Below are 22641 nucleotides of genomic sequence, written 5' to 3'. Positions count from 1 at the left end.
AGCCCCCAATGGGGCGGATCAACCGGGGCGGTGAGGCGCTTGAGCCCGTTCATTGCTCGAACCCTTCAAGCACGTTCACCGCATTGATGCCGATTTCTTCGACAGCGTAGCCACCTTCCATGACAAACAGCGTCGGTTTGCCGAGGGCGGCAATGCGTTTACCCATCGCCAGATAATCCGGGCTGTCGAGTTTGAATTGCGAGATCGGGTCGTCCTTGAAGGTATCGACACCCAGCGACACCACGATGATGTCGGCACCGTAGCGGTCGATCTCGTCGCAGGCCTGCTCCAGCGCGGCGCTCCAGGCGTCCCAGCCGGAACCGGCGGGCAGCGGGTAGTTGAAATTGCAGCCTTCACCCACACCTTCACCACGTTCATCTTCATAGCCGAGGAAGAATGGAAACTCCGCTTCCGGGTGACCGTGGATCGAGGTGAACAATACGTCGCTGCGTTGGTAGAAAATCGATTGGGTGCCGTTGCCGTGGTGGTAGTCGACGTCGAGGATCGCAACCTTTTTGTGGCCCTGATCGAGAAATGCCTGGGCGGCGATAGCGGCGTTGTTGAGGTAGCAATAACCGCCCATCAAGTCGCTGGCGGCGTGATGTCCCGGTGGACGGCACAACGCGAAGGCACTGCGGGCACCGCGCTGGATCACCGCTTGGGCGGTCAATGCGACTTGCGCTGCGCTATAGGCCGCTTGCCAGGTGCCAGCAGTGATCGGCGCGCCGCCGTCGAAGCTGTAATAACCGAGTTGGCCATGCAGGCTGGTCGGCATGATCCGCCGCAAGGTGCGGGCCGGCCAGGTATAGGGCAGCAAGTCGCCGTCGGTGCCGAACTCGGTCCAGCGTGCCCAGGCACCTTTGAAGAAGTCGAGGTAGTCGCGATCGTGAATGCGCTGGATTGGCCCGAGGCCAAAATCCTGCGGCGCTTCCACCGGGCCCAGGTTGCGGTACTGCACGCGTTGCAGCACATGGTCGGCACGTGAGGGCATTTCGAAGCAGGGCATCAATTGCCCGTCCATCAATTCACAACGGCCGTGATGCAGGTGGTGATCGTCCGAGTAGATCGTCAGCATTTCTTGTTCTCCGCAGGCTGATTCGGTTGAACACAGTCTTGCGGGGCGCAGCGTTTGGGAGAACGGCAGGAAAGGCCAAAAGGGGATTTATATGGCCAAAAGGTTTGACCGAAATTCGCCCCTTATTGGCGCTGCAACGCCCCCAAATAACGCAGAACCCGTAGGAGCGAGCGGTGCGACGATTCGACTTGCCCGCGAAGGCGTCCCCGAGAGCGCCAAAAGCTTCGCGGGCAAGCCTCGCGCCTACAAGGGCGGTTTGTTACGGGCGGAATTGGCTGGGCGCCACACCACTCCAGCGCACAAACGCATGCCGGAAACTCGCGGTCTCGCTGAACCCCAACGCCTCGGCAATCCGATAGATCGGCAATTGATCCTCGCAGAGCATCTGCTTGGCCTGCTCGAACCGCAGCTCATCGAGCAATTCCTGATAGCTGCAGCCCAGATCCTTCAGATGCCGGCGCAAAGTCCGCGCCGAACACTTCATCTGCTCGGCCAACCCCTCAAGCCCCGGCGCCGCGTTCAGCTGTGCGCTGAGCAACTGACGAATCCGCCCCAGCCACGCCTGACGTCCGGTGAACTCGGTGTTCTGCTTACGGCAGCGTTCGGCCATGGCTTGATGGGTGATGACATCGGCCAGTGGCAAGGGCTGGTCGAGCCAGCGTCGGTCGAAGGCGAACGCGTTGTCCGGAGCCTCGAAGTTCAGCGGGCAGTCGAAGTGTTCGGCGTAGGTCGCCTGATAATCCGGTGCAGTGTGTTCGAAGCGCGCAGCCCGCAGCGGCAGTGGGTGCCCGAGCAGGTCGTCGCAGATGACTTTCAGTGAAACCAGGCAGAACTCGGCGTTGAACACCGCCATCGCCGGGCTTTCCCGATAATCCGCAGCGACGAACCAGACACGCTCGCCATCGTCCTCAAGACTCAGCTCGAAAAGTGTTCCCAACAGCGCCGGATAACGTATCGCCAAACGTAAAGCGTCACCGAAGGTGGCACTGGTGAGCAGCGCATAACCGAGCATGCCGTAGGACGAGACGTGCATCCGCCGACCGAGTTCCAGGCCTATGTCACGCTTGAACGCGACTGCGTTGGCGCAAACCTGCATCTCCTGATTGGTGGTGATCCGCGTGTCCGCCCGGCTTAGATCCGCCGCGCTGATGCCGCTTCCCGCCAGCAGTGCTTCGCTGGACAGGCCTTCGGCCTTGAAGGTGTTGAGCACCAGGGAGACGGCGTTGAGGGTAGTGAGGTGGGAGTGGAGCATGGAGGATTCCAGCCTTGGGGTGACTGGAAGACAGCAAGTTATATGCCTGGGGCCCCGGACCTGTAGGAGCGAGGCTTGCCCGCGAAGCTTTTGGCGTTTTCAAGGACGCCTTCGCGGGCAAGCCTCGCTCCTACAAGGGCGGTGAGGTGTCAGCTGAGTTCGCCGCAGAGGTCGAGCTCTATGAGACGACGCACTTCAGCGTTATCCAGCCCGGCACCCAGCAACGCATGCAATTTGCCGAACGCAGCCTCGCGAGTCATGCCGCCACCGGACAACACACCAACACCACGCAAGCGGCTCCCCGCCTCGTAAACATCCAGCTCGACGCCACCTTCATGGCACTGCGTCACCGCGACCACCACAACACCGTTGTCCCGCGCCCGTTCCAGAGCGGCGAGAAACTCAGGGTTGTCGCTCGGCCCGGTACCGCTGCCGTAGCATTCCAGCACCAAGCCCTGAATGCCGCTATCGAGCAGGCCGCTCAGCACTTCGGCGCTGATGCCGGGGAACAGCGGCAGTACCGCGACGTTCGCCAACTGTTTGGGCTGGTTGTAGGTCAGCGATGCCGGCATCGAAGCTGCCTTCACGCCGCCGCCCTGACGCTCAAGACGCTTGAACGGATGACGCCCGAAACTGCGTACCTTCGCGCAACGGGTCGGGTCCAGCAGTTCGCCGTGGAAGTACAAATGAACGCCCGGCGCCAGGCCATGGCCCAGAGCAACCAGCGCACCGCTGAGGTTTTCCCAGGCATCGCTGTCGGTCACGCCGGCTGGCAGCATCGAGCCGGTAAAGCACACGCGGGCATGCAGGCCGAGCAATTGAAAGCTCATGGCCGCCGCGCTGTAGGCCAGGGTATCGGTGCCGTGCAGAATCAGCACGCTGTCACAGCCCTGCACATCCACGGCATCGACCACTGCTTCACGCAGTTGCTGCCAGTAGCTCGGGGTCATGTTGGCGCTGTCGATCAGCGGGCTCATCTCGCGAAAGCGCCACTGCGGCACCACCAGTTCAGGCTGGCTGTGCAGGTAGTCGCGCATCCGCGCTTCGAAACCGGACGCCGGGGCCAGGCCGTTGGCGCTGGCTTGCATGCCGATGGTGCCACCGGTGTAGAGCACCATGACGTGCTGGGCGGCAGGATAGGTCGAGGAATTCATGGGGGTTCTCCGAAAGGATACGGTCCTGTGGGAGCGAGCCTGCTCGCGAAAGCGGTGTGTCAGTCAACCTGTGTATTAACTGGCAGATTGCATTCGCGAGCAGGCTCGCTCCCACAGTTTTTTGAACTGTACCTGACGGGCGCAGGGGATGCGCCCGGTTTTTACCGATCAGCGTTGCGCTGCGGTCACGCCTTGCTGCTCAGCTTCGGCCTTGGTGGCAGCGGCTGGCGGGTTGGCGGGCCAGGCTTTCAGGTCCAGGTCCAGATCCGGAAACTTGCTCGAATCAAACACTGGGGTCTTGATGCCGGCAGCACGCTGGTCATCGTAGTCACGCAGGATGCGCATGCCGATCTTGAACAGCAGGAACAGCGCGATCAGGTTCACGAACGCCAGCATCGTCATGGTGATGTCGGCGAAGGCGAACACGGTCGAAAGATCCTGCATCGAACCCCATACCACCAGCGCCAGCACCAGGCCGCGGAAAACCATCAGCGCGGCACGGTTGCGGGTGAGGAACTGCAAGCTGTTCTCGCCCAGGTAGTAGTTGTAGAGGATCGAGGTGAACACGAACAACGACAGGGCGATGGAGATGAAACTGCGGCCCCAGTCACCGACCACAGCGGCCAGGGAGTTCTGGGTCAGGGCAATGCCGTCGCCTTCGAAGCCCGGGGTGTAGAAGCCCGACAGCAGGATCAGCAGCGCGGTGCAGGTGCAGATCACGAAGGTGTCGAGGAACACGCTGAACGCCTGAACCACGCCTTGAGCAACCGGGTGCTCGACCGACGCGACGGCTGCCACGTTAGGCGCACTGCCCAGGCCAGCTTCGTTGGCAAACACGCCACGCTTCACGCCCATAACGATGGCGCTGCCGATCAAACCACCAAAGGCCTGGTCGAGACCGAAGGCACTTTTGACGATGGTCATCAGCATGCCCGGCACGTGGTCGAATTGCAGCACGATCACGTAGATGGTCACGCCGATGTACACCAGGGTTTTCACCGGTACCAGCAGGTCAGCAACCTTGGCGATCCGCTTGATGCCACCGATGAACACCAGGCCCAGCAACACTGCCAGCGCCGCCCCGGTGTACGTCGGGTCGAGTTGGAATGCGTTCTGCAGCGAGTGGGTCACGGCATGGGATTGCAGGCCGTTGAAGGCGAAGCCGAAGGTGATCAGCAGCAGGAACGCCATGATCATCCCCAACCAGCGTTTCTGCAGGCCGTGCTGGATGTAATAGGACGGGCCGCCACGGTAGGTGCCGTCGGAGTCGCAGCGTTTGTAGAGCTGGCCGAGGGAACATTCGAAGAAGCTGCTGGACATGCCGACCAGCGCGGTCACCCACATCCAGAACACCGCACCTGGCCCACCGAGGGTCACGGCGATGCCGACACCGGCGATGTTGCCTGCACCGACGCGGCCAGCCAGGCTGAGCATCAGGGCCTGGAACGAGCTGAGTTGACCGGCGCTGCTTTTGAGGCTATCGCGGAACACGGCGAACATATGGAAGAAGTGGCGCAATTGTACGAAACGCGATCGGATCGTGAAGTAGCTACCGAGCCCGACAATGAGCACGATCAGTACTTTCCCTGAGAGGAAGTCGTTGATGACTTCGAGCATGGATTATTCCTCGCTATTTTTTTGTTTAAGCAAATGCTGGAGGGGTAGAAATATCGCGTTACACCGGTTTGCGCGGGGCATAACAGGTGAGGCGAAGGTTCGTCCAGATTCTCCATATCGCGGGTTGTTATTAGGTCGGGTTTCGCATGGGTTATGGCCTCGTTACCGACGACCGCTCACGCGAAGAGGGGCGGCACTATACCTATCAGTGCGGTGCCCGTCTGCACGATTGTGGTGCAAGCGACGAAACGAAGCTTTGAAACACCCGACGTTACCGGCGTCGGGCTTATGTGAAAACTGTTTCATGTGGGAGCGAGCCGGCTCGCGAAGATGGCGGCACATCTTGCATCGATGTGCCTGACCAACCGCTTTCGCGAGCAAGCCCGCTCCCACATTTTTCAGCTTCCAGGCATTCTGTCTGTTGCTGCCAAAGAGTTAAAAAAAAGGGCTTGGAGATAAATCCCCAAGCCCTCAAAAGGTGAGAGGTGTCTAGTCCCTCGACCTGGTGAGCATGGCTCCATGCTCTTCGTTAAGAGAGCAAGAGCCGGGCGTTCGATCAAGCCTTAAGCGGGACCAGACGCGGAGCAATCATGTTTTCAGGGCGCAGGATGTCGGCGAGCATTTCGTCGTCGAGCAATCCTTCTTCGCGCACCAGTTCCAGCACGCCGCGGCCGCTTTCGAGGGCGATACGGGCGATGCGGGTGGCGTTTTCATAGCCGATGTACGGGTTCAGTGCGGTGACCAGGCCGATCGAGTGTTCGACCAGTTCGCGGCAGCGCTCTTCGTTGGCGGTGATGCCGACGATGCAGTGTTCGCGCAGCATGTCCATGGCGCGTTGCAGCAGACGGATCGAGTCGAAGATCTTGAACGCGATCAGCGGCTCCATCACGTTCAGTTGCAGTTGGCCGCCTTCGGCCGCGATGGTCAGGGCCAGGTCGTTACCGATGATCTGGAACGCTACCTGGTTAACCGCTTCCGGAATAACCGGGTTGACCTTGCCTGGCATGATCGAGCTGCCTGGCTGACGCGCTGGCAGGTTGATTTCGTTAATGCCGGTACGTGGGCCGCTGGACAGCAGGCGCAGGTCGTTGCAGATCTTCGACAGCTTGACCGCAGTGCGCTTGAGCATGCCGGAGAACAGCACGAAGGCGCCCATGTCAGAGGTGGCTTCGATCAGGTCGGCGGCTGGCACCAGCGGTTGACCGCTGATCAGGGCCAGGCGCTGAACAGCCAGGTGCTGGTAACGCGGGTCGGCGTTGATGCCGGTACCGATCGCTGTGCCGCCCAGGTTTACTTCGGTCAGCAGCTCAGGAGCCAGAGTCTTCAGGCGTGCCAGGTCTTCGCTCAAGGTAGTGGCGAAGGCGCGGAATTCTTGGCCGAGGGTCATCGGCACGGCGTCTTGCAGCTGGGTACGGCCCATTTTCAGGACGTGGTTGAACTCTACACCCTTGGCGGCGAACGACTGGATCAGGCTGTCGAGGCTGGCCAGCAGCGCGTCGTGACCCAACAACAGGCCCAGACGGATCGCCGTCGGGTAGGCGTCGTTGGTCGACTGCGCCATGTTCACGTCGTTGTTCGGGTGCAGGTATTGGTATTCGCCCTTCTGGTGACCCATGGCCTCCAGCGCGATGTTGGCGATGACTTCGTTGGCATTCATGTTGGTCGAAGTGCCAGCGCCGCCTTGAATCATGTCTACCACGAACTCTTCGTGGAAATCGCCGCGGATCAAACGTGCACAGGCTTCGCTGATGGCAGCGTGCTTGGCTTCGCTCAGATGACCCAGCTCGCGGTTGGCGTCAGCGGCGGCCTGTTTAACCATGGCCAGGCCGACAACCAGCTTCGGGTAGTGCGAAATCGGGACGCCGGAGAGACGGAAGTTGTTCACCGCTCGCAGGGTCTGGATGCCGTAATACGCTTGAGCGGGTACTTCGAGTACGCCAAGCAGGTCTTTTTCTGTGCGGAAAGATGCAGCGGAGGACATGATAGAAATCATCTCGATATGGACCCGGTCTGTGCCGGAACGCTGCAAATGCTAGGCTTGTGAAGAATTTTGGGCCAATGCTGTTAAGCACTAGCCTATGCACATTCGGCATAATACCCATGTGACGTCGCGTGTGCGGCGAGCGTGTGACCTAAGTTGGTGCGTGTCCGGGAGGGCGTGATGAATCTGGAAAGCAAATGGCTGGAGGACTTTAGTGCCCTGGCCGCGACCCGCAGTTTCTCCCAGGCTGCCGAGCGACGCTTCGTGACCCAGCCTGCATTTAGCCGGCGAATCCGCAGCCTTGAGGCCGCGCTGGGGCTGCAATTGGTCAACCGCTCGCGCACACCAGTCGAGCTGACGGCGGCGGGGCAGTTGTTTCTGGTTACCGCGCGGACGGTGGTCGAGCAGCTCGGCGAAGTGCTGCGCCATCTCCATCACCTGGAAGGCGGGCAGGGCGAAGTGATGCAGGTGGCGGCGGCTCACTCGCTGGCGCTGGGTTTCTTTCCGCGCTGGATCGCGCAGTTGCGTAATGAAGGCCTGAACATTGCCACGCGCCTGGTGGCGACCAACGTCGGCGACGCCGTGCACGCGCTTCGTGAAGGTGGCTGCGACCTGATGCTGGCGTTCTACGACCCGGACGCGGCGATGCAGATGGATCCGGAGATCTTCCCGTCCCTGCACCTTGGCCAGACTGAAATGCTGCCGGTGTGCGCGGCGGACGCCGAAGGCAATCCGCTGTTTGATCTGGAGGGCGAGGCCAGCGTGCCGTTACTGGCGTATAGCGCCGGTGCGTTTCTCGGGCGCTCGGTGAACATGTTGCTGCGCCAGCGCGCCCTGCGCTTTACCACTATCTATGAGACCGCCATGGCCGACAGCCTGAAAAGCATGGCGCTGGAAGGACTGGGCATTGCCTGGGTGCCGCAGCTGTGTGTGCGCGCAGAACTGGCGCGCGGTGAGCTGGTGGTGTGCGGCGGCCCGCAATGGCATGTACCGCTGGAGATTCGCCTGTACCGCTGCGCGCTGGTGCGTAAGGCGAACGTGCGGTTGTTGTGGCGTAAGCTTGAAGGCGGCGCAGCGCAGGGCACAACCGGTCAATGATGTTTTGTAGGAGCCAGGCTTGCCGGCGAAGGCGTCCGTGAGATCGCCTTCGCCGGCAAGCCTGGCTCCTACAAGAGCAGCGTGTGATGGCAGCTTTTTCACTGACCTTCGAGTCAATAAAACCGGCACTTTGCGCCGTATGACAGATGGTCGTCTCGGGGGCTGTTTATCTGCTTCATTGAGGTATACTGCGCGGCCTTCGGCCGGTTCGTCCGGCCATTTTTCGTACAATCAAGCCACGCATTTCTGCGTGGCTTGTTGTTTTTGACGCGCCTGCGGGCGCCCAGAGAGAAGAGGCACGACGATGAGTGCACTGGTTGGCGTGATCATGGGCTCCAAGTCCGATTGGTCCACCCTTAGCCACACCGCCGATATGCTGGAAAAGCTCGGCATTCCTTACGAGGTGAAAGTGGTCTCTGCCCACCGCACCCCGGACCTGCTGTTCCAGTACGCCGAAGAGGCCGAGGCGCGTGGCATCGAGGTGATCATCGCCGGTGCCGGTGGCGCGGCCCACCTGCCAGGCATGTGTGCGGCCAAGACCCATCTGCCGGTGCTGGGCGTGCCCGTGCAGTCGTCGATGCTCTCGGGTGTCGATTCGCTGCTGTCCATCGTGCAGATGCCTGCGGGCATTCCGGTTGCGACCCTGGCCATCGGCAAGGCCGGTGCGATCAACGCCGCTTTGTTGTCGGCGAGCATCCTCGGCGCCAAGCACCCGCAGTTCCACGCGGTGCTGAAAACTTTCCGTGCTGAGCAGACAGACAGCGTCCTGGACAATCCAGACCCACGCATCGCCTGAGGTTGTTGACGATGAAGATCGGTGTAATCGGTGGCGGCCAGTTGGGCCGCATGTTGGCGCTGGCGGGTACTCCGCTGGGCATGAACTTCGCTTTCCTGGACCCGGCGCCTGATGCTTGCGCAGCCGCGTTGGGCGAGCATCTGCGGGCCGATTACGGCGATCAGGACCACTTGCGTCAACTGGCCGATGAAGTCGATCTGGTGACCTTCGAGTTCGAGAGCGTCCCGGCCGAAACCGTGGCGTTCCTGTCGCAGTTCGTCCCGGTCTACCCGAGCGCCGAAGCCCTGCGCATTGCCCGTGATCGCTGGTTCGAGAAGAGCATGTTCAAGGACCTGGGGATTCCTACCCCGGCGTTCGCCGACATTCAATCGCAAGCGGATCTGGACGCTGCCGTGGCTTCGATCGGTCTGCCGGCCGTGTTGAAAACCCGCACCCTGGGTTACGACGGCAAGGGTCAGAAAGTCCTGCGCAAACCGCAAGACGTGGTCGGCACCTTCGCCGAACTCGGCAGCGTCGCCTGCCTGCTGGAAGGCTTCGTGCCGTTCACCGGTGAAGTCTCGCTGATCGCCGTGCGTGCTCGCGATGGTGAAACGAAGTTTTATCCACTGGTTCACAACACCCACGACAGCGGCATTCTCAAGTTGTCCGTAGCCAGCACCGATCACCCGCTGCAAGCCTTGGCTGAGGATTACTCCAGCCGTGTGCTCAAGCAGCTGGAATACGTCGGCGTGATGGCGTTCGAGTTCTTTGAAGTCGACGGTGGTCTCAAGGCCAACGAAATCGCCCCGCGTGTGCACAACTCCGGGCACTGGACCACTGAAGGCGCCGAGTGCAGCCAGTTCGAAAACCACCTGCGGGCCGTTGCCGGTTTGCCGCTGGGTTCGACGGCCAAGGTCGGCGAGAGCGCGATGCTCAACTTCATCGGTGTGGTTCCGCCGGTAGAGAAAGTGATCGCCATTGCTGATTGCCACCTGCACCACTACGGCAAGGCATTCAAGGTCGGTCGCAAGGTCGGTCACGCCAATCTGCGTTGTGCAGACCGTGAGACGCTGGCGGCGCAGATCCTCAAGGTCGAAGCGCTCATCGCCGAATAGTTTCATGTGGCAGCGGCGGAACCTTCAGTGTCCGCCGTTCTCTGATGGCAGGATGCCAAAGTCTGACTAGGCTTTGTGCCAGGTGTCCTGTCTCACCAAATCAATCAGAGGGAAATGCCATGGGAATTATTGGAACCATCTTTATCGGCTTGATCGTCGGCCTGTTGGCTCGGTTCCTGAAGCCGGGCGATGACAGCATGGGCTGGATCATGACCATCCTGCTCGGTATCGGCGGTTCGCTGGCGGCTACTTACGGCGGCCAGGCTCTGGGCATTTACCATGCGGGTCAGGGCGCAGGCTTCATCGGCGCGCTGGTGGGTGCGATCATCTTGCTGGTGATTTACGGCTTGATCAAAAAGAGCTGATTCAAGCGACAAAGCCCTCTGCGCGGTGCACGCGCAGAGGGCTAGAATGCTCGCTATTACGCCATCCTTTCCTTTGTCGAGCATTTCAATGCGCCGTCTTTTGTTGACCCTATTATTCCTGGGCTCGGGCCTTGCCCATGCCGGCGACCTGCCGGAAACCGACTGGCTGGAACTGATGCCCAAGTCGGACCAGAAAGCCCTCGAGGACATGCCCGAAATCGATCACAACTCCCCCGAAGGCAATGGCACCTTTACCCAAAAGGGTGGCATGAAGCAGAGCAAGGGCTTGCCGGCGGTGATGTACTCGACCAAAACCGTGCCGTCGATGAACGACAAGAACATCCGCATCGGTGGTTATCCGGTGCCGCTGGAAACCGACGCCAAGGGCCGCAGCACGCTGTTTTTCCTGGTGCCGTACCCGGGCGCCTGCATCCACGTGCCGCCACCGCCACCAAACCAGTTGGTGCTGGTGCGTTATCCCAAAGGCTTGAAGCTGGACGACATCTACACGCCGCTGTGGGTCACCGGCACGTTGAAGGTCGAGAAGGTCAATAACGACCTGGCTGACGCGGCGTATGCGCTGGATGCGGCGAAGGTGCGGGCGGTTAAAGAGTCGGATTTGTAGCGTTTGTTAGATCGATTCGCGGGCAAGCCTCGCTCCTACAGGTCCGTGTGATCCGTAGGAGCGAGGCTTGCCCGCGAAGCTTTTAAAGCGGCTTGCTGCCGATGCTGACGCCCAGGGTATGACTCGCACCCGCCGCCAAGGTCACCACATCGTCCATCACATTCGCCGTCTCGATGCACAGCATGCGCTGCCAGCCATCGTCGGCCATGTCACTGAACGCTGCTGCGCGATCAATCCACGGGTTCCAGATCACTGTCGAGCGTGAACCACTGCTGGTCAGCTCGATGCGGCGTTCCCAGGTCGGATCGACAATGCTCAGCTTAGCCGGGGTATTGAGGTAGATACGGTCAGTCTCGCCGGTGAAAACCAGATCGCCGGCCTGAGTGGTCGTGGTCCAGTCTTTAGTCGTATCGATATAGCTCAAGCCTTCCAGCCCCTCAACATGCACGTTGCGCACGTCGCTGACGGCGAAGTAGCTGTGCAACGCCTGGCTGATCGACACGGATTCAGCGCCGCGGTTGTGGCTGGTCAGGCTGATGTGCAGTTGCTCATCCAGACGAATGCTCAACGTCAAATCCACCTGATGCGGCCAGCCCGCAAAACCACCTTCGGGGTAGGGCAGGACGAATTCGACCTTCAGGCTTTCACCCTCAGCTTCGATGCCGCCCAGTTCCCAATCCATCGCCCTGACAAAACCATGGGCGCCGGCCGGTTCATTGCTGACGCGCATTGTCTTGACACTTTGCGGGTTGCGATCAAAGTTGCCGAACCACGGCCAACACACCGGCACGCCGGCGCGGATGCTTTTACCGGTCTTGAACACGGCCTCGTCGTTGAGCCAGATCAGCGGCGGTTGCCCGGCCAACTGATAACTGAGGATGTGCGCGCCTTGCTGGGCCACCAGCAATTCGGCCTGACCGTGGCGAATACGCCAGCAGTTCAGTTCATCCAGTTTGACGGCTTCAACGTTGGGCGTGCTCATGGGGCAACTCTCAATCAGGAACAATGACGGCTATGGACCGCAAAACGGTCTGCGCGTTTAACGCGCGCGTGGTGGAACCGAGCGAGTGCGGCCGCTGCCGTCGATGGCGACGAATACGAATACGGCTTCAGTCACTTTACGCCACTCACTGGACAGCGGGTCGTCGCTCCAGACCTCGACCATCATCTGGATCGAGCTGCGGCCGATTTCCAGGGCCTGGGTATAGAAGGAGAGCTGAGCGCCCACCGCCACCGGAACCAGAAATGCCATGCGGTCGATTGCAACGGTCGCCACGCGGCCACCGGCGACTTTGCTGGCCATTGCGGTGCCAGCCAAATCCATCTGCGCCACCAGCCAGCCGCCGAAAATATCGCCAAAGCCGTTGGTTTCACGCGGGAGCGCGGTGATTTGCAGGGCGAGGTCGCCTTGCGGGATTGGATCTTCTTGTTCGAGCTCTATCATGCCGGGGGTGCCTCTGACCCGTGACTCTCATTGGTACTTCAGGTGAATAGCCGTCTTCGGGAAAAACGATTCAGCCCGAACATACTACGTTCGTCACGTTTTTCGTAAGGCGCCTAAAGGGAAACTCTGCGAAATCGGCTGACAGGTGCCAACGACGTTTTCGCACAGCAACCCCTTACAAGCAGGTGCAAGGTTGCGAGTATATCGGTCGGTAGACTCCGAGACGACCGTCGGGTTCTCATTTTGACCGTCAAATAAGCACCTCTATGTGCTTTTTCGAACAATTTGCTATCGTGCCGAACCTGCCCAAGCCTCCGCCAGCGTTGTTGGGGTTGCAGATCCGACTATAAGAGAAGCCCTTGCCATGACCACAGCGCCCTCGAGCACTGCGCAGCCAACCCAGTCCGCACGTCCGTTGACCCGCAACGATTACAAGACTTTGTCGCTGTCTGCCCTGGGCGGCGCGTTGGAGTTCTACGACTTCATTATCTTCGTGTTCTTCGCCGCGGTGGTTGGCAAGCTGTTCTTCCCGGCCGACATGCCCGAGTGGCTACGGCTGATGCAGACCTTCGGCATTTTCGCCGCCGGCTACCTGGCGCGTCCATTGGGCGGCATTGTCATGGCGCACTTCGGCGACCTGCTGGGACGCAAGAAGATGTTCACCCTGAGCATTTTCATGATGGCCGTGCCAACCCTGATCATGGGTTTACTGCCAACGTACGCGCAGATCGGCATGTGGGCGCCGATCCTGTTGCTGGTGATGCGAGTGATCCAGGGCGCAGCGATTGGCGGTGAGGTGCCCGGCGCTTGGGTATTCGTTTCCGAACACGTGCCGCAGCGGCACATCGGCTACGCCTGCGGCACCCTGACCAGCGGTCTGACGGCCGGTATCTTGTTGGGTTCGTTGGTGGCCACGGCGATCAACAGCATTTACACCCCGGTGGAAGTGGCGGATTACGCCTGGCGGATTCCGTTCCTACTGGGCGGTGTGTTCGGCCTGTTCTCGGTTTACCTGCGTCGCTGGTTGCACGAAACCCCGGTGTTCGCCGAGCTGCAACTGCGCAAGGCCCTGGCCGAAGAAGTGCCGCTGCGCGCGGTGCTGCGTGACCATCGTGGCGCGATTCTGATTTCCATGCTGCTGACCTGGCTGCTGTCGGCCGGCATCATCGTCGTCATCCTGATGACTCCGACCGTGCTGCAGACCGTTTACCACTTCACCCCGACCATTGCGTTGCAGGCCAACAGCCTGGCAATCGTGTTCCTGAGCCTGGGTTGCGTAGCGTCCGGCGCGCTGGCGGATCGCTTCGGCGCGGGCCGGGTGTTTGTGTTCGGCAGCGCATTGTTGTTGCTGAGTTCGTGGACCTTCTACCACAGCCTGTTCAACCACCCTGAATGGCTGTTCCCGATGTACGCCGTGACCGGTCTGCTGGTCGGCACCATCGGCGCGGTGCCGTATGTGATGGTCAAAGCCTTCCCGGCGGTGGTGCGTTTCAGCGGGCTGTCGTTCTCCTACAACCTGGCCTACGCGATTTTCGGCGGGTTGACCCCGATGATCGTGACATTGCTGCTTAAGGAAAGCCCGATGGGGCCTGCTTATTATGTGGCGATCATTTGTGGAGTCGGGATTTTGGTGGGTGCTTATCTTTGGAAGAAGGGGCGTTAAGGCGGCTTCTTGCGCCGACTGTACTGGCCTCATCGCGAGCAAGCTCGCTCCCACATAGGATCTGTGTTCGCCGCAGAGCCTTGTGGGAGCGAGCTTGCTCGCGATGAAGGTGACACGAATTATCCTGCAACACGCCGAATGCTGGCCTTTCATCCAATTGTCATATTTCAGCCATAGAGTGTTCACACGGCCTGCTGATACTTGGCCCCGACTTAACACACCCTATCTGCTAGGAGTAAGGCATGAAACTGAAGCGTTTGATGGCGGCAATGACTTTTGTCGCTGCTGGCGTTGCGACCGCCAACGCGTTCGCCGCTGTTGACCCGTCGATCCCGAGCTACACCAAGACCACTGGTGTGTCGGGCAACCTGTCCAGCGTCGGCTCCGATACCCTGGCCAATCTCATGACCCTGTGGGCTGAGAACTACAAAAAAGAATACCCGAACGTAAACATCCAGATTCAGGCCGCTGGCTCCGCCACCGCGCCACCTGCGTTGACTGAAGGCACCTCTAACCTGGGCCCGATGAGCCGCAAAATGAAGGACACCGAACTGGCTGCCTTCGAGCAGAAGTACGGCTACAAGCCAACCGCTATCCCGGTTGCCGTGGACGCCCTGGCGGTGTTCGTGCACAAAGACAACCCGATCCAGCACCTGACCATGGAACAAGTCGACGCGATTTTCTCGTCCACTCGTCTGTGCGGCGCTAAATCCGAAGTCAAAACCTGGGGCGACCTGGGTGTGACCGGTGACCTGGCCAACAAGCCGGTTCAACTGTTCGGTCGTAACTCGGTATCCGGCACCTACGGCTACTTCAAAGAAGAAGCCCTGTGCAAAGGCGACTACAAGCCAAACGTCAACGAACAACCAGGCTCGGCTTCGGTCGTGCAGTCGATCAGCTCTTCGCTGAACGGCATCGGTTACTCGGGCATCGGCTACAAAACCGCTAGCGTGAAAACTGTTGCTCTGTCGAAGAAAGGCAGCACTGAGTTCATCGAAGACAGCGAAGAAAACGCACTGAACGGCAAATACCCGCTGTCGCGTTTCCTCTACGTTTACGTCAACAAAGCCCCGAACAAGCCTCTGGCCCCGCTGGAAGCCGAGTTCGTGAAACTGGTTCTGTCCAAACAGGGCCAGGAAGTTGTAGTGAAAGACGGCTACATCCCACTGCCGGCCAAAGTTGCTGCAAAAGCACTGGCTGACCTGGGTCTGGCTGAAGGCGGCGCCGAAGTCGCAAAGAAGTAACACCCTAGGTTCAGGGCACGCCCCGGACCTGTGTAGGAGCTGACGAGGGAACCGAGGCTGCGATCTTTTGATCTTGCAGTTATAAAGCCAGATCAAAAGATCGCAGCCTCGGTCTCCTCGGCAGCTCCTACGCCCCCCAATTTTTCGATCCTCTGCCAGTTCCCACCGGCGGCGGATTTGTTGCGTCACTGCATTGTCATCTTTCTGTCATACAGGATCGCTAGGGTGTGCGCATGAATGATCTGGCCAATTCCCCCATGACTACCAATCCCCCCAAGCGAATTGACTTCAATACGCCTGAGTTGAAACGCAAGCGCCGCATTCGCGCGCTCAAAGATCGCCTGACCCGCTGGTACGTTCTCATCGGCGGCCTCGCTGTTCTCGGTGCGATCACGCTGATCTTCTTCTTCCTTGCCTACGTGGTTGCGCCGCTGTTCCAGGGGGCCAGCCTGACCGCCAAGGACGCCATCACGCCAGCCTGGATGCAAGACGCCGGCAAGCCGTTGATGATCTCCCTGGAAGAGCAGAACCAGGTCGCCATGCGGGTTTCCGACAAGGGCCAGGCATTGTTCTTCGATATCGACAGTGGCGCCGAACTCAAGCGCGTCGATCTGCCGATCCCGGCCGGCACTACTGTGACCGCCATCGGCGAAGACCAACCGGGCCATCCTTTGGTGGCGGTAGGGTTGTCCAACGGCCAGGCGCTGGTGTTCCGTCACACCTATAAAGTCAGCTACCCGGACGGCAAGAAAACCATCTCGCCGGCTGTCGAGTACCCGTACGGCGAGACGCCGATTGCGTTGAATGAAGCGGGCGGTGCCCTGGAGCACGTCAGCCTCAACGCCACCGACACCACACTGATGCTGGTCGGCTCCACCGGTTCGCAACTCAATGTGCTGTCGCTGACCAGCGAAGAAAACATGATGACCGGCGAAGTCACCAACGAGCAGAAGCGCATTGATCTGCCGCAGATGACCGAGCCGGTGAAGAACATCTTCGTCGACCCGCGTCAGCAATGGTTGTACGTGATCAACGGTCGGGCCCAGGCCGACGTGTTCAGCCTGCGCGACAAGAGCCTCAACGGTCGCTACAAACTGCTTGAAGACGGCGAAGCGCAAATCACCGCCAGTACCCAATTGGTGGGCGGTATCTCGCTGATCATGGGCGACTCCAAAGGTGGCCTGGCCCAGTGGTTCATGGCCCGCGACACGGATGGCGAACTGCGCCTGAAGCAGATCCGCACCTTCCAGATGGGCACCACGCCGATCGTTGAAATCAGCGCCGAAGAGCGTCGCAAAGGTTTCGTCGCCCTCGACGCTTCCGGCAAGCTCGGCGTGTTCCACAGCACCGCCCACCGTACCTTGCTGGTAGACCAGGTGGTCGACGGCCAAGGCATTTTCGGGCTGTCGCCACGGGCTAACCGCGTGATCGTCGAAGCGGGTGGCAAGATTCAACCGCTGCTGCTCGACAACCCACACCCGGAAGTTTCCTGGAGCGCGTTGTGGAGCAAGGTCTGGTACGAGAACTACGACGAGCCTAAATACGTCTGGCAATCGACCGCCGCCAACACCGATTTCGAACCCAAGATGAGCTTGGCGCCACTGACCTTCGGTACGCTCAAGGCCGCGTTCTACGCCATGCTGCTGGCCGCGCCACTGGCCGTCGCCGCGGCGATCTACACCGCCTACTTCATGGCGCCGAGCCTGCGCCGCAAGGTCAAACCGGTGATCGAGCTGATGGAAGCAATGCCGACGGTGATCCTCGGCTTCTTCGCCGGCCTGTTCCTCGCACCTTATGTAGAAGGACATTTGCCGGGCATTTTCAGCCTGCTGATGCTGGTGCCAATTGGCATCCTGGTGGCCGGTTTCGTCTTCAGCCGCCTGCCTGAGTCGATCCGCCTGAAAGTGCCGGACGGCTGGGAAAGCGCGATCCTGATCCCGGTGATCCTGTTTGTGGGCTGGTTGTCGCTGTACATGAGCCCGTACATGGAAACCTGGTTCTTCGGCGGCGACATGCGCATGTGGATCTCCCATGACCTGGGCATCACCTACGACCAGCGCAACGCACTGGTGGTCGGTCTGGCCATGGGCTTTGCGGTGATCCCGAACATCTACTCCATCGCCGAAGACGCCGTGTTCAGCGTGCCGCGCGGTCTGACCCTCGGTTCCCTGGCCCTCGGCGCCACGCCGTGGCAGACCATGACTCGTGTGGTGATCCTCACCGCCAGCCCGGGCATCTTCTCGGCGCTGATGATCGGCATGGGCCGTGCGGTCGGTGAAACGATGATCGTGCTGATGGCCACCGGTAACACCCCGGTCATGGAAATGAACCTGTTCGAAGGCTTGCGGACTCTGGCGGCCAACGTTGCGGTGGAAATGCCGGAGTCGGAAGTCGGCGGCAGCCACTACCGCGTGCTGTTCCTCTCGGCGCTGGTGCTGCTGTTGTTCACCTTCGTCATGAACACCCTCGCGGAACTGATTCGTCAGCGTCTGCGCAAGAAATACTCGTCGCTTTAAGAAAGGTAGAAGTCTGTGAAACAGAACTCCCTGAATGGATGGTTCAAGAGCGGCGCCCCCGGCGTCTGGATCAGCGGTGGCGCGGTGTCCATCGCGGTCATCATGACCATTGGCTTGCTGGCAGTGATTGCCGTGCGCGGTCTGGGCCATTTTTGGCCGGCAGACCTGATCCACGCCAACTACGACGTACCGGGCCAGGCCAATCACCTGGTCATCGGCGAAGTGGTGCAGAAAGAAGAAGTGCCGCGTGAGCGCTTGAAAACCGCTGGCCTGCCGGTGCCCGATGTTGGGCCGGAATTCATGACCCGCGAGCTGATCAAGGTCGGCAACCGTGACTTGAACGGCAACGACTTCACCTGGATCGTCGGCGAGTGGCTGACCAACCAGACGACGCCGCGAGAGTTGATGACCATCGAGCGTCGCGAGTGGGGCAACTTCTACGGCTACCTCGTTAACGTCAAGCAGGACGGCAAGGTCATCGCCGAGGGCGAAGCTGCCTGGCCGGAGTTACAGGCCCGTGTGGACCGCGTCAACAAGCTCGCAGCACAGCTCAAGAGCCTTGAGAAATCCGACATCGGCGCGATCAACGCCGGTCTGGAACGCATCCGTCTGCACGGTCGCAAACTGGAACTGGCCGGTAAACTCGACGCCACCGCTCAAGCCGACATGGACGCTGAAAAGGCTGAACTGAACGCCCGTTATCAAGACATCGAAGCACGCCTGTCCGACCTGCACGCCCAGTTCAACCGTGACAGCCTGACCGCTCGCGACGCCAACGGCAAAGAGCTCGAAATCGGCATTGGCAAGGTGGTTCACGCCTATCAGCCGAACGCCATGAGCACCTTCACCAAGGTCAGTTTCTACTTCGGCAAGGTCTGGGAATTCCTCAGCGACGACCCGCGTGAAGCAAACACTGAAGGCGGGATCTTCCCGGCGATTTTCGGCACCGTGATGATGACGTTGATCATGGCGATGATCGTGACTCCGTTCGGCGTACTGGCAGCGGTTTACCTGCGTGAATACGCCAAGCAGAACACCCTGACGCGGATTATCCGCATCGCGGTGAACAACCTGGCAGGTGTTCCGGCGATTGTTTACGGTGTGTTCGGTCTGGGTTTCTTCGTCTACGTACTCGGTGGCTCGGTGGACCGGATCTTCTTCCCCGAAGCCTTGCCGGCGCCGACCTTCGGTACGCCGGGTCTGCTTTGGGCCTCGCTGACCCTGGCGCTGCTGGCTGTGCCGGTGGTGATCGTGGCCACCGAAGAAGGCCTGGCGCGGATTCCTCGCACCGTGCGTGAGGGCTCGTTGGCCCTCGGCGCGACCAAGGCTGAAACCTTGTGGAAGATCGTGCTGCCGATGGCCAGCCCGGCGATGATGACCGGCATGATCCTCGCTGTGGCGCGTGCCGCTGGTGAAGTGGCGCCGCTGATGCTGGTGGGTGTGGTGAAACTGGCGCCGTCGCTGCCGGTGGACGGCAACTACCCGTACCTGCACCTTGACCAGAAGATCATGCACTTGGGCTTCCATATTTATGACGTCGGCTTCCAGAGCCCGAACGTCGAAGCCGCACGGCCATTGGTGTACGCCACGGCGCTGTTGCTGGTGCTAGTGATCGCCACGTTGAACTTGTCGGCCGTGTGGATTCGAAACCACCTGCGCGAAAAATACAAAGCGCTGGATAGCTGATTTGCAGCACTGATTTCTATGTGGGAGCGAGCTTGCTCGCGATGCAGGCGACGCGGTTTAAGTTGAAACCGCAGTGATGCCATCGCGAGCAAGCTCGCTCCCACAAAAACCGAACCGAATTTGTTAGCACAGGGAGCCTCCCATGCAGCACGAAACACATACTCACGGCATCAACATGTCGGCCCTGGGCCGCGATAAGCAGAGCCTGAGTCTCGAACAGGAAACCGTGGCCATCGAAGTGCCGGGCCTGAGCCTGTTCTACGGCGACAAACAAGCGTTGTACGACGTCAGCATGAACATCCCGAAACAGCGTGTGACGGCCTTCATCGGCCCGTCCGGCTGCGGCAAGTCCACGCTGCTGCGTACCTTCAACCGCATGAACGACCTGGTGGATGGCTGCCGCGTTGAAGGCGAGATCAACCTCTACGGCAACAACATCTACCGTAAGGGCGAGGACGTGGCCGAGCTGCGTCGTCGCGTCGGCATGGTGTTCCAGAAGCCGAACCCGTTCCCGAAAACTATCTACGAGAACGTGGTCTACGGCCTGCGCATCCAGGGCATCAACAAAAAGCGCATCCTCGACGAAGCCGTCGAGTGGGCGTTGAAAGGCGCGGCGCTGTGGGACGAAGTCAAAGACCGTCTGCACGAGTCGGCACTCGGCTTGTCCGGTGGTCAGCAACAACGTCTGGTCATCGCCCGCACCATCGCCGTGGAGCCGGAAGTGCTGCTGCTCGACGAACCGTGCTCGGCCCTCGACCCGATCTCCACCTTGAAAGTCGAAGAGCTGATCTACGAACTGAAATCGAAGTTCACCATCGTCATCGTGACCCACAACATGCAACAGGCCGCGCGGGTTTCCGACTACACGGCGTTCATGTACATGGGCAAACTGGTGGAATTTGGCGACACCGACACCCTGTTCACCAATCCGGCGAAGAAGCAGACCGAAGACTACATCACCGGTCGCTACGGCTAGGAAGCTGTGGTTGTTCACTGAACTGACGCTGCGGTCCACCGCACCTTACCGGACGCTCCAAGGACGCCAACATGATTAGTAAAGAAGGCCTTACCCACCACATTTCCGCGCAGTTCAACGCCGAGCTTGAGGAAGTGCGCAGCCACCTCCTGGCCATGGGCGGGCTGGTGGAGAAGCAAGTCAACGACGCGGTGACCGCGCTGATCGAGGCCGACTCCGGCCTGGCTCAGCAGGTGCGCGAGATTGATGACCAGATCAACCAGATGGAACGCAACATCGACGAAGAGTGCCTGCGCATTCTGGCCCGTCGTCAGCCGGCAGCGTCCGACTTGCGTTTGATCATCAGCATCTCCAAGTCGGTGATTGACCTGGAGCGCATCGGTGACGAAGCGACCAAGATCGCCCGTCGCGCCATCCAGTTGTGCGAAGAAGGCGAGGCCCCGCGCGGTTACGTCGAGGTACGCCATATCGGCGACCAGGTGCGCAACATGGTTCGCGATGCGCTAGACGCCTTTGCTCGCTTCGACGCTGACCTGGCGTTGTCGGTGGCCCAGTACGACAAGATCATCGACCGCGAATACAAGACCGCCCTGCGTGAACTCGCAACCTACATGATGGAAGACCCACGCTCTATCTCGCGGGTCTTGAGCATCATTTGGGTGCTGCGTTCCCTGGAACGGATCGGCGACCACGCGCGCAATATCTCTGAGCTGGTGATTTACCTGGTGCGCGGCACCGACGTGCGTCACCTGGGCCTCAAACGGATGAAAGAAGAAGTTGAAGGCACAAGTGGTGAAACCGCTAATGTTCCGGGCAAAGCTGACGATAAGTAAGATTGCCTGAGTAAAACGCCCGGCCTTTTGGTCGGGCGTTTTTGTTTGTGAGGTCGAATTAAAACGCAGCACCCGCGAACGAAAAGTCCCGGCGTGACTGAAGAGTTTTGGCAATGTGCCATCAGCCAGCGTTATGCTTGCCGGGATTTTTATAGGGGTGTTGGATGAGCAAGATCAGTGTGTTGGTCGTGGACGATGCGTCGTTCATTCGTGACCTGGTAAAAAAGTGCCTGCGCAACTACTTCCCGGGTATCCGGACTGAAGACGCCGTCAACGGTAAAAAGGCCCAGGCGATGCTGGCCAAAGAAGCGTTCGACCTGGTGCTGTGCGACTGGGAAATGCCGGAAATGTCTGGCCTGGAACTGCTGACATGGTGCCGTGAGCAAGACAACCTCAAGACCATGCCGTTCGTGATGGTGACCAGCCGTGGCGACAAAGAGAACGTGGTCCAGGCGATTCAGGCCGGCGTATCCGGTTACGTCAGCAAGCCGTTCACCAACGAGCAACTGCTGACCAAGGTCAAGCAGGCCCTGAACAAGGTCGGCAAGCTCGATACCTTGATGAACAGCGCCCCGACCAAAATGAACTCGGCATTCGGCAACGACTCCCTGAGCGCATTGACCGGCGGCAAAGCCGCTGTGGCAGCGCCATCGGCCGCCCCGGTCAATCCGTTCGCCAAGCCTGTCGCCGTTGCCGCACCGACACCTGCAGCTGCGCCGTCCCGTGGTTTGCTCAACAGCCCGCCGGTCAAGGCACCGGTTGCTGCGGCAACCAATAGCGGCGGTCGTGGCCAGGGCCAGTTGCGCCTGTCGAGCGGCACCCAGCCGTGCGTGATCAAAGCCTTGAGCCTCAAGGAAGCACTGCTGGTGGTCAAGCGCGCCGACATTCTGCCGCAAGTCCTCGAAAGCGCTGTGCTCGACATGGAGCAGGGCGACAACGCCGAAACCGCGCGCCTCAATGGTTACCTGCACGCCATCGTTGCCCACGAGCAAAAACCTGACAGCGACTGGCTGCAACTGACCTTTCGCTTTGTCGATCAGGATGCACAGAAGCTCGACTACATCTCCCGCCTGATTGCCCGTGGTACGGCGCAGAAGCATTTCGTTCCCGGCGCGTAATCTTCGTCGCCTGCCAGTCCGCTATCGCGAGCAAGCTAGCTCCCACATTTGAAATGCATTCCAATGTGGGAGCGGGCTTGCTCGCGAAGGGGCCATCAAATTCA

Annotated in this window: 19 protein-coding genes; 12 read left to right on the top strand and 7 right to left on the bottom strand. The window is 60.1% G+C overall.

Annotated elements, in window-relative coordinates:
* Window positions 1–49 precede the first annotated feature (49 nt).
* The 5 genes from JFT87_RS04255 to aspA all read right to left on the bottom strand — a co-directional run bounded on the left by JFT87_RS04255 (window position 50) and on the right by aspA (window position 7079).
* Window positions 50–1075 (bottom strand): histone deacetylase family protein, encoded by a 1026-nt coding sequence (locus JFT87_RS04255; RefSeq protein ID WP_201199105.1) that lies wholly within the window; start codon window positions 1073–1075, stop codon window positions 50–52.
* A 259-nt stretch (window positions 1076–1334) separates the two neighbouring features.
* Entirely contained in the window at window positions 1335–2327 is a 993-nt protein-coding gene (locus JFT87_RS04250) for an AraC family transcriptional regulator (protein WP_201199103.1), read from the bottom strand.
* 149 nt (window positions 2328–2476) lie between these two features.
* Window positions 2477–3481 carry an asparaginase gene (locus tag JFT87_RS04245; RefSeq protein ID WP_201199101.1) on the bottom strand — a complete coding sequence of 335 codons (1005 nt, stop codon included), beginning with the start codon at window positions 3479–3481 and terminating at the stop codon, window positions 2477–2479.
* A 168-nt stretch (window positions 3482–3649) separates the two neighbouring features.
* Window positions 3650–5098: an alanine/glycine:cation symporter family protein gene (locus JFT87_RS04240; RefSeq protein ID WP_201199099.1), complete on the bottom strand. Its 1449-nt coding sequence runs from the start codon at window positions 5096–5098 to the stop codon at window positions 3650–3652.
* Window positions 5099–5654: 556 nt separating this feature from the next.
* A complete protein-coding gene (aspA, locus tag JFT87_RS04235) occupies window positions 5655–7079 on the bottom strand; it encodes an aspartate ammonia-lyase (protein ID WP_140664972.1) in 1425 nt (474 codons plus the stop codon).
* Window positions 7080–7259: 180 nt separating this feature from the next.
* Between aspA and JFT87_RS04230 the strand changes: the two genes are divergently transcribed.
* The 5 genes from JFT87_RS04230 to JFT87_RS04210 all read left to right on the top strand — a co-directional run bounded on the left by JFT87_RS04230 (window position 7260) and on the right by JFT87_RS04210 (window position 11057).
* A complete protein-coding gene (locus tag JFT87_RS04230; protein WP_201199097.1) occupies window positions 7260–8177 on the top strand; it encodes a LysR substrate-binding domain-containing protein in 918 nt (305 codons plus the stop codon).
* A 304-nt stretch (window positions 8178–8481) separates the two neighbouring features.
* Window positions 8482–8973 carry a 5-(carboxyamino)imidazole ribonucleotide mutase gene (gene purE / locus JFT87_RS04225; protein ID WP_019694319.1) on the top strand — a complete coding sequence of 164 codons (492 nt, stop codon included), beginning with the start codon at window positions 8482–8484 and terminating at the stop codon, window positions 8971–8973.
* An 11-nt stretch (window positions 8974–8984) separates the two neighbouring features.
* A complete protein-coding gene (locus JFT87_RS04220) occupies window positions 8985–10067 on the top strand; it encodes a 5-(carboxyamino)imidazole ribonucleotide synthase (protein WP_201199095.1) in 1083 nt (360 codons plus the stop codon).
* Window positions 10068–10186: 119 nt separating this feature from the next.
* Window positions 10187–10432: a GlsB/YeaQ/YmgE family stress response membrane protein gene (locus JFT87_RS04215; RefSeq protein WP_201199093.1), complete on the top strand. Its 246-nt coding sequence runs from the start codon at window positions 10187–10189 to the stop codon at window positions 10430–10432.
* A gap of 88 nt (window positions 10433–10520) precedes the next feature.
* On the top strand, window positions 10521–11057 hold the full coding sequence (locus JFT87_RS04210) for a DUF3299 domain-containing protein (RefSeq protein WP_201199091.1): 537 nt from the start codon (window positions 10521–10523) through the stop codon (window positions 11055–11057).
* 82 nt (window positions 11058–11139) lie between these two features.
* Here the strand turns inward: JFT87_RS04210 and JFT87_RS04205 are convergent, their stop codons facing one another.
* Together JFT87_RS04205 and JFT87_RS04200 are read right to left on the bottom strand one after the other, a co-directional pair.
* Window positions 11140–12039 carry a D-hexose-6-phosphate mutarotase gene (locus JFT87_RS04205; RefSeq protein WP_201199089.1) on the bottom strand — a complete coding sequence of 300 codons (900 nt, stop codon included), beginning with the start codon at window positions 12037–12039 and terminating at the stop codon, window positions 11140–11142.
* A 57-nt stretch (window positions 12040–12096) separates the two neighbouring features.
* Window positions 12097–12501, bottom strand: a complete 405-nt coding sequence (locus tag JFT87_RS04200; RefSeq protein ID WP_007896491.1) for an acyl-CoA thioesterase — start codon at window positions 12499–12501, stop codon at window positions 12097–12099.
* Window positions 12502–12865: 364 nt separating this feature from the next.
* On the opposite strand from JFT87_RS04200, the gene JFT87_RS04195 reads away from it, so the two are divergent.
* The 7 genes from JFT87_RS04195 to JFT87_RS04165 all read left to right on the top strand — a co-directional run bounded on the left by JFT87_RS04195 (window position 12866) and on the right by JFT87_RS04165 (window position 22537).
* The gene (locus JFT87_RS04195; protein WP_201199087.1) at window positions 12866–14164 is read left to right on the top strand and encodes an MFS transporter; all 1299 of its coding nucleotides are present in this window, start codon (window positions 12866–12868) and stop codon (window positions 14162–14164) included.
* A 242-nt stretch (window positions 14165–14406) separates the two neighbouring features.
* On the top strand, window positions 14407–15408 hold the full coding sequence (locus JFT87_RS04190) for a phosphate ABC transporter substrate-binding protein PstS (RefSeq protein ID WP_201190582.1): 1002 nt from the start codon (window positions 14407–14409) through the stop codon (window positions 15406–15408).
* 233 nt (window positions 15409–15641) lie between these two features.
* Complete coding sequence (locus tag JFT87_RS04185) at window positions 15642–17924, top strand: ABC transporter permease subunit (protein ID WP_201199085.1); 2283 nt, start codon at window positions 15642–15644, stop codon at window positions 17922–17924.
* A gap of 15 nt (window positions 17925–17939) precedes the next feature.
* Window positions 17940–19610 (top strand): phosphate ABC transporter permease PstA, encoded by a 1671-nt coding sequence (gene pstA / locus JFT87_RS04180; protein ID WP_201199083.1) that lies wholly within the window; start codon window positions 17940–17942, stop codon window positions 19608–19610.
* Between the two features lie 142 nt (window positions 19611–19752).
* Entirely contained in the window at window positions 19753–20586 is an 834-nt protein-coding gene (pstB, locus tag JFT87_RS04175; protein ID WP_201184614.1) for a phosphate ABC transporter ATP-binding protein PstB, read from the top strand.
* A gap of 71 nt (window positions 20587–20657) precedes the next feature.
* Window positions 20658–21419 carry a phosphate signaling complex protein PhoU gene (gene phoU, locus JFT87_RS04170; RefSeq protein WP_008150055.1) on the top strand — a complete coding sequence of 254 codons (762 nt, stop codon included), beginning with the start codon at window positions 20658–20660 and terminating at the stop codon, window positions 21417–21419.
* Between the two features lie 164 nt (window positions 21420–21583).
* Window positions 21584–22537: a response regulator gene (locus JFT87_RS04165; RefSeq protein ID WP_201199082.1), complete on the top strand. Its 954-nt coding sequence runs from the start codon at window positions 21584–21586 to the stop codon at window positions 22535–22537.
* Window positions 22538–22641: the final 104 nt, after the last annotated feature.

This window comes from Pseudomonas sp. TH15 (genome assembly GCF_016651105.1).
In the GTDB taxonomy this organism is placed as follows: domain Bacteria; phylum Pseudomonadota; class Gammaproteobacteria; order Pseudomonadales; family Pseudomonadaceae; genus Aquipseudomonas.
Note: the sequence above shows the minus strand (reverse complement) of the source record. Positions and strands in the feature narration are given on the sequence as shown.

Excerpts from the sequence above, each read along its gene's own strand:
- JFT87_RS04185 (WP_201199085.1), top strand. The coding sequence starts at position 15,642 with ATGAATGATCTGGCCAATTCCCCCATGACTACCAATCCCCCCAAGCGA.
- JFT87_RS04190 (WP_201190582.1), top strand. The coding sequence starts at position 14,407 with ATGAAACTGAAGCGTTTGATGGCGGCAATGACTTTTGTCGCTGCTGGC.
- JFT87_RS04245 (WP_201199101.1), bottom strand. The coding sequence starts at position 3,481 with ATGAATTCCTCGACCTATCCTGCCGCCCAGCACGTCATGGTGCTCTAC.
- pstB (WP_201184614.1), top strand. The coding sequence starts at position 19,753 with ATGCAGCACGAAACACATACTCACGGCATCAACATGTCGGCCCTGGGC.
- JFT87_RS04230 (WP_201199097.1), top strand. The coding sequence starts at position 7,260 with ATGAATCTGGAAAGCAAATGGCTGGAGGACTTTAGTGCCCTGGCCGCG.
- JFT87_RS04200 (WP_007896491.1), bottom strand. The coding sequence starts at position 12,501 with ATGATAGAGCTCGAACAAGAAGATCCAATCCCGCAAGGCGACCTCGCC.
- phoU (WP_008150055.1), top strand. The coding sequence starts at position 20,658 with ATGATTAGTAAAGAAGGCCTTACCCACCACATTTCCGCGCAGTTCAAC.
- JFT87_RS04165 (WP_201199082.1), top strand. The coding sequence starts at position 21,584 with ATGAGCAAGATCAGTGTGTTGGTCGTGGACGATGCGTCGTTCATTCGT.
- aspA (WP_140664972.1), bottom strand. The coding sequence starts at position 7,079 with ATGTCCTCCGCTGCATCTTTCCGCACAGAAAAAGACCTGCTTGGCGTA.
- JFT87_RS04215 (WP_201199093.1), top strand. The coding sequence starts at position 10,187 with ATGGGAATTATTGGAACCATCTTTATCGGCTTGATCGTCGGCCTGTTG.
- JFT87_RS04220 (WP_201199095.1), top strand. The coding sequence starts at position 8,985 with ATGAAGATCGGTGTAATCGGTGGCGGCCAGTTGGGCCGCATGTTGGCG.
- purE (WP_019694319.1), top strand. The coding sequence starts at position 8,482 with ATGAGTGCACTGGTTGGCGTGATCATGGGCTCCAAGTCCGATTGGTCC.
- JFT87_RS04210 (WP_201199091.1), top strand. The coding sequence starts at position 10,521 with ATGCGCCGTCTTTTGTTGACCCTATTATTCCTGGGCTCGGGCCTTGCC.
- JFT87_RS04240 (WP_201199099.1), bottom strand. The coding sequence starts at position 5,098 with ATGCTCGAAGTCATCAACGACTTCCTCTCAGGGAAAGTACTGATCGTG.
- JFT87_RS04255 (WP_201199105.1), bottom strand. The coding sequence starts at position 1,075 with ATGCTGACGATCTACTCGGACGATCACCACCTGCATCACGGCCGTTGT.
- JFT87_RS04250 (WP_201199103.1), bottom strand. The coding sequence starts at position 2,327 with ATGCTCCACTCCCACCTCACTACCCTCAACGCCGTCTCCCTGGTGCTC.
- JFT87_RS04195 (WP_201199087.1), top strand. The coding sequence starts at position 12,866 with ATGACCACAGCGCCCTCGAGCACTGCGCAGCCAACCCAGTCCGCACGT.
- JFT87_RS04205 (WP_201199089.1), bottom strand. The coding sequence starts at position 12,039 with ATGAGCACGCCCAACGTTGAAGCCGTCAAACTGGATGAACTGAACTGC.